General features: G+C 71.0%; 10 protein-coding genes and 1 riboswitch. Of the genes, 4 read left to right on the top strand and 6 right to left on the bottom strand.

Annotated features, from left to right (window positions below; translation table 11 throughout):
- Positions 1–1,089: CocE/NonD family hydrolase (locus tag J1C73_RS30905; RefSeq protein ID WP_207319263.1), on the bottom strand; the 1,089-nt coding region annotated here is incomplete at its 3' end.
- Positions 1,090–1,278: 189 nt separating this feature from the next.
- Here J1C73_RS30905 and J1C73_RS30900 point away from each other — a divergent pair.
- On the top strand, positions 1,279–2,004 hold the full coding sequence (locus J1C73_RS30900) for a TetR/AcrR family transcriptional regulator (protein WP_207319262.1): 726 nt from the start codon (positions 1,279–1,281) through the stop codon (positions 2,002–2,004).
- A 230-nt stretch (positions 2,005–2,234) separates the two neighbouring features.
- Positions 2,235–3,536, top strand: a complete 1,302-nt coding sequence (locus tag J1C73_RS30895) for an alpha/beta hydrolase family protein (protein WP_207319261.1) — start codon at positions 2,235–2,237, stop codon at positions 3,534–3,536.
- 88 nt (positions 3,537–3,624) lie between these two features.
- Here J1C73_RS30895 and groL read toward each other — a convergent pair whose 3' ends face one another.
- The 4 genes from groL to thrC form a co-directional block, all read right to left on the bottom strand.
- The gene (groL, locus tag J1C73_RS30890) at positions 3,625–5,247 is read right to left on the bottom strand and encodes a chaperonin GroEL (protein ID WP_123460761.1); all 1,623 of its coding nucleotides are present in this window, start codon (positions 5,245–5,247) and stop codon (positions 3,625–3,627) included.
- Between the two features lie 256 nt (positions 5,248–5,503).
- Positions 5,504–5,710 (bottom strand): cold-shock protein, encoded by a 207-nt coding sequence (locus J1C73_RS30885; protein WP_003967346.1) that lies wholly within the window; start codon positions 5,708–5,710, stop codon positions 5,504–5,506.
- 432 nt (positions 5,711–6,142) lie between these two features.
- Positions 6,143–6,421, bottom strand: a complete 279-nt coding sequence (locus tag J1C73_RS30880) for a MoaD/ThiS family protein (RefSeq protein WP_123460760.1) — start codon at positions 6,419–6,421, stop codon at positions 6,143–6,145.
- An 80-nt stretch (positions 6,422–6,501) separates the two neighbouring features.
- Positions 6,502–7,794: a threonine synthase gene (gene thrC, locus J1C73_RS30875; protein WP_207319260.1), complete on the bottom strand. Its 1,293-nt coding sequence runs from the start codon at positions 7,792–7,794 to the stop codon at positions 6,502–6,504.
- Between the two features lie 17 nt (positions 7,795–7,811).
- Positions 7,812–7,938: riboswitch (SAM riboswitch) on the bottom strand.
- 153 nt (positions 7,939–8,091) lie between these two features.
- Between thrC and J1C73_RS30870 the strand changes: the two genes are divergently transcribed.
- Positions 8,092–9,042, top strand: coding sequence for a glucosyl-3-phosphoglycerate synthase (locus J1C73_RS30870; RefSeq protein WP_207319259.1), 951 nt, complete (start codon positions 8,092–8,094; stop codon positions 9,040–9,042).
- A gap of 57 nt (positions 9,043–9,099) precedes the next feature.
- Positions 9,100–10,491: an alpha,alpha-trehalose-phosphate synthase (UDP-forming) gene (locus J1C73_RS30865; RefSeq protein WP_207319258.1), complete on the top strand. Its 1,392-nt coding sequence runs from the start codon at positions 9,100–9,102 to the stop codon at positions 10,489–10,491.
- Here J1C73_RS30865 and J1C73_RS30860 read toward each other — a convergent pair.
- A partial coding sequence (locus tag J1C73_RS30860) for a trehalose-phosphatase (protein WP_278186681.1) occupies positions 10,468–11,030 on the bottom strand: 563 nt, incomplete at its 5' end. The two genes, J1C73_RS30865 and J1C73_RS30860, sit on opposite strands and share 24 nt — an antisense overlap.

The following is an 11,030-nucleotide window of genomic DNA, read 5'->3' as shown; positions in this document are numbered from 1 at the left end:
CTCGTCGAGGTCCCGCCACGCCGCGCCCGCGCCGCCCAGGTGGATGCGTACGGGGGTGGGGCGCAGGCCGGAGGGGTCGTCGCACAGGTGGGCGCGGAGCCAGGCGAGGCTTTCGGCGAACACCTCGGGCCAGCCCTTCTGCAGGGCGGATGTGTGGGTCCAGGGTCCGACGAGCAGAGCGGTCTCGCATCCTGCGCGGCGCAGCCGCCCGTACTGCTCGAAGGTGTGGCCGGCCAGGGCGTCGTACCGGCCGGTGATCAGGGCGGTGGGGATGCCCGGGGGCTCCGTCGCCCCGCCGGGTGCCGCCCCCCGCCAGTACGGGTCGTCCGCGTCCGGATGCGCCATCACCTCTTCCAGCCAGGGCACTTCGTACCCGAGCGCGGCCGCGAACGCCCCCCGCAGCGGCTGCGCGGAGACGATCGCGCGCACCCGGCGCTGCAGACGCAGCACCGCTCGGCCGAAAGCCGCGATGCCGCGGTGCTGGTGCGTCATGCCGACGCCGACGACGAGCGCCGCCTCCAGATGGAGCACGCCGTCCGTGTGGAAGAGGGCGTACGGGTCCTGGAGGCCCACCTGCATCACCATCGCCTTCAGCTCCGGCGGCGGGTCCAGGGCGAGCGCCGACTGCACATAGCCGAGGTAGCTGGGGCCGACCGTGCCGAGTGCGCCGTTGAACCAGGGCTGTTCGCGCAGCCAGGACACGGTGGCCAGGCCGTCGGCGGCCTCGTTGCGCCAGAGGTCGAAGCGGCCGCCCGAGCCGCCGGTGCCGCGGCAGCTCTGCACGATCACGTGGAAGCCCTGCTCGGCGAAGAGGATGCCGTACTGGGGCGACCACGGCACGCCCCGCCCGTACGGCGAGCGCACCAGGAGGGTGGGGAAGTCGCCCTCCGCGCGCGGGAAGTAGTGGTCCGTGATCAGCGGGCTGCCGTCGGCGGCCGGTACCACCAGCCCCGGTTCCCAGCCGGCCCTGTGACGTCGGGCCGGGAGCCCTCGCCAGGTGGCCCGCACCATCCGGGAGGACAGCGGCGGCTTCGCCGGCGACGACGTCCGTGCGGACTTCTGCCGGGCGTCGTGCGTGGGTGATGTCATCGTTCGCCTCCATCGCTCCGAGCATTCTCGTACTGCGTACGAGAATAGTGGATGCTTGGATGGACTTCACAGGAGTCACAGCAGTGATCTCCTCCACAGGAGGCCGTGGCCGCGAGGGCTTCCCGCAGGAGCCGTGGCCGCGAGGGCCGCGCAAGGTGCCGCAGCAGTGGCGGAGGGAGCCGCAGGACCGTGATCCGTGCCGAGGGGCCCGGCGCCGCCGGCGTCGACCCCCGAGAACTCTGGCTGAGCCCGGACCGCCCCCGCAGGGGCCGCAGGGGCCGCAGGCCCGCCTTCAGCCGCGAGGCGATCACCGCGGCGGCCGTCGCCCTGGCCGACGCCGAGGGGATCGACGCGGTCACCATGCGGCGGGTCGCCGCGGAGGTGGGCGCCGGGGTCATGTCCCTCTACAGCTACGCCCCCGACAAGGAGACGCTGCTGGACCTGATGATCGACCACGTCTCCGGCGAACTGCCCGCATCCGCACCCCTCACCGGCGACTGGCGCACCGATCTGAAGGCCGTCGGGCACCTCCAGCGCGACCACATGCTCCGCCACCCCTGGCTACCCGCGGCCGTGCGGACCCGCCGGACCCCCGGCCCCAACACCCTCGCGTTCCTGGAACACGCCCTGGCCGCGCTGCGGCCCAGCGGGCTGGACGGGGCGGCGCGGCTGGAGATCTTCGCCCAGCTCACCGCGTTCGTGGCCGGGCACGTCGCCCACGAGGTCGCCCAGGCCGAGGCCGCGCGGTCACCCGGCCGGGCCGCCGCCGAGGCGCGCTACCTCGCGGCCGTCGCCGCGGACGGCCACCATCCGGAGCTGGCCGAGGCGCTCTCCGCGACCGGCCGGCCGCTCACCCCCGACGCCACGTTCAACCGCTTCCTCACCCGGCTGGTCGACGGCCTCGACGCCAGCTGACCCGGAGGCGGTTGCGCGGTCGCGGCCGGCCCCCGGCGCGCGCCCAACTGCCCTGTGGGCGGGGGCGGATCCCATACCCGGGTACCATGCGCCACGCCACCGAATGAGCACCGGGGTATCACGCGCCGGGCGGGCCGCGCCGGGCATCGTGGAGGCGTTCGCACTATCCCGCCGCACCCGCGCGCACGCGGCCCGGCCGCGTGCCGTACCACCCGAACGGGGAGTTCCAGGTGTCCGCAGTCCCGACCGCTCGCCCTCGCACCCGTACGCCCGGCCGCCGGCGCGTCCTCGTCACCGGCCTCGCCGCATCCGCCCTGCTCGCCACCGGCGCCGCGCCGTCCTCCGCGGCCGGGTACCGGCGTACGCGCGCCGCCCTGCCGACCGCCCGACTGCCCCGGCCCACCGGCCCGTTCGCGGTCGGGTGCACCGTCCTGCACCTCGTCGACCCGGCGCGGAGCGATCCGTGGCTGGCGGGCACCTCCGCGCGCCGCGAGCTCATGGTCAGCGTCCGCTACCCGGCCGCACCCGGCGGACCGGCGCGGCGCGAGCCGCAGATGACGGCTGCGGCAGCCGCCCACTTCGGCGGAGCGGAGGGGGCCGCCGCACTGAACCTGGGGATGGCGCCGGGGTCCGTCGACTGGGGCGCCACGCTCAGCCACGCCCGCCGCGACGCACCCGTCGCCGCGCGGGCCGGCCGGCTGCCCGTCGTGCTGTACTCCGGCGGGCTCGGCGACCCGCGCACCTGGAACACCGCCCTGGTGGACGAACTGGCGAGCCACGGGTACGCCGTCGTCACGATCGACCACACCCACGAGGCGACCGAGGTCGAGTTCCCCGGCGGGCGCCTCGCCACCATGCGGATCTTCGACGGGTCGCCGCCCACCGATCCGGACGCGATCAGCGCCCTGCTGCACAAGGTCGTGGCGGTACGGGTCGCCGACACCCGGTTCGTGCTCGACCGGCTCCCGGAACTGAACCGGACGCGCTTCGGGGACGTACTCGATCTGCGCCGGACCGGGATGTTCGGCCACTCCGCGGGCGGCTTCACCGCGGCCCAGACGATGCACGACGACCGGCGGATCCGGGCGGGCATCAACATGGACGGGCAGCTGGACTACGTGGGCGGCGCGCTGCCGGACGGCAGCCGGCTGAGCACGGTGGCGCTGGAGGGGCTGGAGGGGCCGCTGCTCCTGATGGGGACGGCCGGCGAGGGATCGGGCGACTACCGGCAGCAGCCGTCCTGGGCGGCGTTCTGGACGAACACCCGCGGCTGGAAGGCGAACGTCACCCTGACCGGCTCGCGCCACGCCTCGTACACCGACGCACAGGTGCTGCTGCCGCAGCTGGCCCGGCAGGGCGCGGAACCGGACGGCGGCCTGGCGGCGGCGGTCGGGACGGTGCGGCCGGAGCGGGCCTCGGCCGCGAGCCGGGCCTATGCGGCGTCGTTCTTCGGGCGGTGGCTGCGCGGGCACGACGACCATCTGCTGGACGGCCCCTCGGACCGCTTCCCGGAGATGGTGTTCACGCCGTAGCCGGGATGCGCGAACGACGCCGGCCCCCGGGGAGCGATCCCCGGGGGCCGGCGTGGTGAAGCTGTGCGGAACTACCGATCCGTCAGGATCAGAAGTCCATGTCACCGCCCGGCATACCGCCCGGAGCGGCCGCGGAGGCCTTCTCCGGCTTGTCGGCGATGACGGCCTCGGTGGTGAGGAAGAGCGCAGCGATGGACGCGGCGTTCTGCAGGGCGGAGCGCGTGACCTTCGCCGGGTCGAGAATGCCCTCGGCGATCATGTCGACGTACTCGCCGGTCGCGGCGTTGAGGCCGTGACCGATCGGCAGGTTGCGCACCTTCTCGACGACGACTCCACCCTCAAGACCACCGTTGACGGCGATCTGCTTGAGCGGGGCCTCCAGCGCCAGCTTGACGGCGTTGGCGCCGGTCGCCTCGTCACCCGAGAGCTCCAGCTTCTCGAAGACGGCCGAGGCCTGGAGCAGAGCCACGCCACCACCGGCGACGATGCCCTCCTCGACGGCGGCCTTGGCGTTGCGCACCGCGTCCTCGATGCGGTGCTTGCGCTCCTTGAGCTCGACCTCGGTCGCGGCACCGGCCTTGATGACGGCCACGCCGCCGGCCAGCTTCGCGAGGCGCTCCTGGAGCTTCTCGCGGTCGTAGTCCGAGTCGGAGTTCTCGATCTCGGCACGGATCTGGTTGACGCGACCCTGAACCTGGTCGCTGTCACCGGCGCCGTCGACGATCGTCGTCTCGTCCTTGGTGATGACGACCTTGCGGGCACGGCCGAGCAGGTCGAGACCGGCGTTCTCCAGCTTGAGGCCGACCTCCTCGGAGATGACGGTGCCACCGGTGAGGATGGCGATGTCGCCGAGCATGGCCTTGCGGCGGTCACCGAAGCCCGGAGCCTTGACGGCGACGGACTTGAAGGTGCCACGGATCTTGTTGACGACCAGGGTCGACAGGGCCTCGCCCTCGACGTCCTCGGCGATGATCAGCAGCGGCTTGCCGGACTGCATGACCTTCTCGAGCAGCGGAAGGAGGTCCTTCACGTTGCTGATCTTCGAGTTCACGATCAGGATGTACGGGTCGTCCAGGGACGACTCCATGCGCTCCATGTCCGTGGCGAAGTACGCCGAGATGTAGCCCTTGTCGAAGCGCATACCCTCGGTGAGCTCGAGCTCCAGACCGAAGGTCTGGGACTCCTCGACGGTGATGACGCCTTCCTTGCCGACCTTGTCCATGGCCTCGGCGATGAGCTCGCCGATCTGGGTGTCAGCGGCGGAGATGGAGGCGGTCGAAGCGATCTGCTCCTTGGTCTCCACGTCCTTGGCCTGCTCCAGGAGGGCGGCGGAGACGGCCTCGACGGCCTTCTCGATGCCCCGCTTGAGAGCCATCGGGTTCGCACCCGCGGCCACGTTGCGAAGGCCCTCGCGGACGAGCGCCTGAGCGAGAACGGTGGCGGTGGTCGTACCGTCGCCGGCGACGTCGTCCGTCTTCTTGGCGACCTCCTTGACCAGCTCCGCACCGATCTTCTCGTACGGGTCCTCCAGCTCGATCTCCTTGGCGATGGAAACACCATCGTTGGTGATCGTGGGGGCGCCCCACTTCTTCTCAAGGACGACGTTGCGGCCCTTGGGGCCGAGGGTGACCTTGACGGCGTCGGCGAGCTGGTTCATGCCGCGCTCAAGACCGCGCCGGGCCTCCTCGTCGAACGCGATGATCTTGGCCATATGAAGTGGTCCTCCCGGACAGGGGTGGATTTCTCCGGACCGAGTGGCGCCCGCGACGGACGGCCTGCCGCCTGCCGGTTCCTTGCCCCGACAGACCTGCGGGCCTCACCGGCCCGGTCCAAGTTTCTGTCACTCTCACCCGGAGAGTGCTAAGCCCAATGATTAGCACTCGACCCCCGAGAGTGCAAGCGCCGAAGGCTCCTNNGGGTACGGGCCCTCCGTGCGTGAGTAGTGTCGTTGGCCAACCGTGCCGAGCTCAGCCGACAGCGAGCTTGACCATGTCCGCCTGCGGCCCCTTCTGGCCCTGCGAGATTTCGAATTCAACTCGCTGACCCTCTTCGAGGGTGCGGTATCCGTCCATCTGGATCGCGCTGTAGTGGACGAAAACATCCGCACCACCGTCGACCGCGATGAAGCCGTACCCCTTCTCCGCGTTGAACCACTTGACGGTGCCCTGAGCCATGCCCAACTCCCCTATTACTGGCCCTTGCACAGGACCGCACTTCGCGGGCCCGGGTCAGAACCCACCCTCCGACAGGAGAGGGTGCGTGCGCCGGAACGCGTCGACCGCGGCCGAATGTATCTGCCCAACTGCCCTCTACAACAGGTCAATCGGACGAGAATTCTGGGCAGCGCCGATCGCCCGAATATGAGTAACTGATGAGATTCCAGGGCAAGTCGGGCCAGGCAAAGGCGACTTATGGCGCAAGAAGTTCAGGTACTTTGGCTGCATCTTGTCGTGGCCAGGCGCATTCTCATATGCGGGGGGCACGGGCAGCGGAGGGGACTTCCCACACTCTACCGCGCTCAACCATGCAGAATTGCCCCCTCCGCTTCTCTCGCGGAGGGGGCAATTCCGGTGACGCGGTGAAGTGGGACCACCCGGGTCCCGGGGTCAGCAGCCGCCGGCGACGGCCGGGATGATCGAGATACCGGCGCCGTCCGGGGTGACCGCTTCCAGGCCGCCCTCGAAGCGCACATCGTCGTCGTTGACGTACACGTTCACGAAGCGGCGGAGCTTGCCCTGGTCGTCCAGGACGCGGGCGGCGATGCCCGGGTGGTTCCGCTCCAGGGAATCGATGACCTGGGAGAGGGTCGCGCCCTCGGCCGGGACCTCGGCCTGGCCGCCCGTGTAGGTGCGGAGGATGGTGGGGATACGGACCTTGACGCTCATGGTGGGTGCCCTTCCTGGAGTCACGGGTGGCCGGAGGCTGCGGCAGCCTCTCAGCCGGTGCCGAGTCAGCTGGTGCCGAGTCAGCTGGTGCCGAGGCCGGCGGCGCGGAAGGCATCCAGGCTCGGCCGGATCGTCGCCGTCGCCTGCGAGGTGGCGGCCACCGCGTCCAGCGTCTTGAGTCCGTCACCGGTGTTCAGGACGACGGTGGTGAGCGACGGGTCGAGCAGACCCGCCTCGATCAGCTTCTTCGTCACGCCGACCGTCACCCCGCCGGCGGTCTCGGCGAAGATGCCCTCGGTGCGCGCCAGCAGCTTGATCGCGTCGACGACCTGCTCGTCGTTGACGTCCTCGACGGCGCCGCCGGTGCGGCGGGCGATGTCCAGGACGTACGGGCCGTCGGCCGGGTTGCCGATCGCCAGGGACTTGGCGATCGTGTCCGGCTTCTGCGGCCGCACGACGTCGTGACCGGCCTTGAAGGCGGTGGAGACCGGGGAGCAGCCCTCGGCCTGGGCACCGAAGATCTTGTACGGCTTGTCCTCGACCAGACCGAGCTTGATCAGCTCCTGGAGGCCCTTGTCGATCTTCGTGAGCTGCGAGCCGGACGCGATCGGGATGACGATCTGGTCGGGCAGCCGCCAGCCGAGCTGCTCGCAGATCTCGTACGCGAGCGTCTTGGAACCCTCGCCGTAGTACGGGCGCAGGTTGACGTTGACGAAGCCCCAGCCCTCGCCGAGCGGGTCGCCGATGAGCTCCGAGCAGAAGCGGTTGACGTCGTCGTAGTTGCCCTCGATGCCGACCAGCTCACCGCCGTACACCGCGGCCATGACGACCTTGCCCTGCTCCAGGTCGTGCGGGATGAACACGCAGGACCGCAGGCCCGCGCGGGCGGCGGCGGCGCCCACCGCACCGGCGAGGTTGCCGGTGGAGGAGCAGGAGAGCGTGGTGAAACCGAAGGCGCGGGCGGCCTCGACGGCGATCGCGACGACGCGGTCCTTGAAGGAGTGCGTCGGGTTGCCGGAGTCGTCCTTGACGTACAGGCCGCCGGTGACGCCCAGTTCACGGGCGAGGTTGTCGGCCTTGACCAGCTTGGTGAAGCCGGGGTTGATGTTGGGCTTGTCCGCGACATCGGCGGGGACCGGCAGCAGCGGCGCGTACCGCCAGATGTTGTCGGGTCCGGCCTCGATGCGCTTCTTCAGCTCGTCCGGGGAACCGCTCGGCAGGTCGTACGCCACTTCGAGCGGTCCGAAACAGCTCGCACAGGCGAAAAGGGGTCCGAGCTCGAATCGCTCTCCGCACTCGCGGCAGGAAAGCGCCGCGGCGGGACCAAGGTCCACAGAGGATTCGGTGTTTGCTGCAACAGTCTGAACAGCCATGATGGCGAGGCCCTTTCTCCTCATCTTCCTCGTGACGCATTTCGCCACAAGACGGAATTGGCACCGTCCCCACCTGACCTCGCGGTCGGCGGGATGGTTGCCGGGACTTCAACGGGCCGTTCCCTCTGTCCCTCTGGATGAGCGCTGTGGCACTGGACCATGGATCCAGGCGTTTATCAGCGGATGGACCCCGGCATGCCACGGCCATCTGCGTTGTTCAAGACTGTAACCGAAGCACCGGACTGTTGAGATAGCCGTCCGAACCGCGAGATGGATCACATACAGGGAGTATCGACCGTGCTGGAAGAGGTCGAAGGCTGGCTGACCAGGCGTTCCTGGTCCTGTGCCGACCGCCCGCTGGAGCAGCTCCTGGCCGCCGGGGACGGCGGCCCGCACCGCGGGAGCGTGAGTGTCGTCCTGCCCGCGCTCAACGAGGCGGCGACGGTCGGGGACATAGTCCGGGTGATCCGGCGCGAGCTCATGGAGAAGGTCCGGCTGGTCGACGAACTCGTGGTGATCGACTCCGGCTCCACGGACGCCACCGCCGAGGTCGCCCGCCGGGCGGGCGCCCGGGTGATCCGCCGGGACGCGATCCTGCCCCGTATCCCGGCCGTCCCCGGCAAGGGCGAGGTGCTCTGGCGGTCGCTCCTGGTGACCGGCGGCGACATCGTCTGCTTCATCGACGCGGACCTGAAGGACTTCTCGGCCGACTTCGTCTCCGGCATCGTCGGCCCGCTGCTGACCGACCCCTCGGTGCAGTTCGTCAAGGCGATGTACGACCGCCCCCTCGGGGACACCGCAGGCCAGGGCGGCCGGGTCACCGAACTGGTGGCACGGCCGCTGCTCAATCTGCACTGGCCGCAGCTGGCCGGCTTCGTCCAGCCACTGGGCGGCGAGTACGCCGTACGCCGTTCCCTGCTCGAACAGCTGCCGTTCCCGGTCGGTTACGGAGTGGAGCTGGGGCTGCTCGTGGACGCCCTGCACACGGTCGGCCTGGACGCGCTCGGACAGGTCGACGTCGGCGTCAGGAAGCACCGCCACCAGGACGGCCAGGCGCTCGGCCGGATGGCGGCGGCCATCTACCGGACCGCTCAGCTCCGGCTCTCCCGGGGCCATCTGGTCCGCCCCTCGCTGACCCAGTTCGAGCGCGGCGAGCACGGTTTCGTCCCGCACACCTACCCGGTGGACACCGAGGAGCGGCCGCCGATGCGCGAGATCGAGGAGTACGTCTCAAGCCGCGCGGCATGACCGGAGTGCGGACGCACGCACGTTTGGACGGTTCGGGATCGGGCTAGGTTCCGCAGCATGGTCTCCGAGCACGCCCCTCAGCACGCCGCCCAGGTACTCGTCGCGTCCAACCGCGGTCCGGTCTCGTACGCGCTCCACGAGGACGGCTCGCTCGACGCGAAACGGGGCGGGGGCGGTCTCGTCTCCGGGCTGAGCGCGGTGGACGACAAGATGTGGGTCTGCGCCGCACTCGGTGACGGCGACCGCGAGGCGGTGCGCCGCGGGGTCGGGGAGCCGGGCGTACGGATGCTCGACATCGACGCGGACGTGCACGCCGACGCGTACAACGGCATCGCGAACTCGGTGCTCTGGTTCGTCCATCACCTGCTCTACCAGACCCCGGTGGAACCCGTCTTCGACGCGGAGTTCCGTCGCCAGTGGGCCTCCTTCGAGGCCTACAACCGGGCCTTCGCCGAAGCGCTCGCCGAGGAGGCGGGCGAGGGCGCGGCGGTCCTGGTGCAGGACTACCACCTGGTGCTGGTGCCCGGAATGCTCCGCGAACTCCGCCCCGACCTGCGGATCGGCCACTTCTCGCACACCCCGTGGGCGCCCGTCGACTACTTCCGGATGCTGCCCGACGACATCGCCGAGCAGGTGCTGCGCGGCATCCTCGGCGCCGACCGGGCGGCCTTCCTGACCCGCCGCTGGGCGGACGCCTTCATCGGCTGCTGCACGGAGATCCTCGGCGGCACCGGCCACACCCGCATCGGCGTGCACGGACTCGGCGCCGACGCGGACTTCCTGCTCGGCCGCGCGCACGAGGCGGACGTGGACGACCGGATGGCGGCGCTGCGCGAACAGGTGGGCCCCGGCCGGAAGACGATCGTGCGGGTGGACCGTACGGAGCTGTCCAAGAACATCGTCCGCGGGATGCTCGCCTACCGGGCCCTGCTCGACGAGCGGCCCGAGTGGCGCGGCCGGGTCGTCCACGTCGCGTTCGCCTACCCCTCGCGGCAGGACCTCGCGGTGTACCGGGAGTACACGGCCGAGGTGCGGCGCGTCGCCGACGACATCAACGCGGCGCACGGGACGGCGGACTGGACCCCGGTCGTGCTCCACGTCAAGGACGACTTCGCGCGCTCGCTGGCGGCGTACCGGCTGGCCGACGTGGCGCTCGTCAACCCCATCCGGGACGGGATGAACCTGGTCGCCAAGGAGGTCCCGGTCGTCTCCGACCACGGCTGCGCGCTGGTGCTGTCGCGGGAGGCGGGGGCGCACGAGGAGCTGGGCGACGACGCGGTCACGGTGAACCCGTACGACGTGTCGGCCACCGCCGACGCGCTGCACGAGGCGCTGACGATGGAGGACGACGAGCGCGCGGAACGCACGGAGCGGCTGGCCGCGGCGGCCACCGCGCTGCCGCCGCAGCAGTGGTTCCTGGACCAGCTAGAGGCGCTGCGCCAGGGCTGACAGGAATTCGACGACGGCTCCCGGTCCCGGCAGCAACAGGTCGGCGCGCTGGGCCAGTTCGGGCACCTCCGCCTCACCGCTGCAGATCAGCAGGCCGGGGGTGCCGTCGGGGCCCTCGGCGCGGAGCTTCTCCACGGCGGCGTAGGCGGCCAGGTCGCCCAGGTCGTCGCCCGCGTACAGCACGGACTCGGCGCCCGCCTCGCGCACGTACCGCGTGAGGGCGACGCCCTTGTCCATGCCCGAGGGGCGCAACTCCAGTACCAGGCGCCCCGGTTCGACGATCAATCCGTGCCGGGCGGCGAGCTCGCCGAGGGGGCCGCGCAGCGCCTCGAAGGCGGCCTGCGGGTCCCCGGCGCGGCGGGTGTGGACGGCGAGCGCCTGCCCCTTCTCCTCTATCCAGGTACCGCGCCAGGCGTCGAACGCGTCGAGCACGCCGGGGAGTTCGGCCCGTACGGCGGCTTCGCCGGGGTGGCGGGACTGGACCACCTCGTCGTCCTCGGCCACTACGGCGCCGAACGCTGGGACGCCGCCTCCGGCAC

The organism is Streptomyces laculatispora (assembly GCF_017353455.1).
Lineage (GTDB): Bacteria > Actinomycetota > Actinomycetes > Streptomycetales > Streptomycetaceae > Streptomyces > Streptomyces laculatispora.
This window is presented reverse-complemented; position numbering and strand designations above follow the sequence as displayed.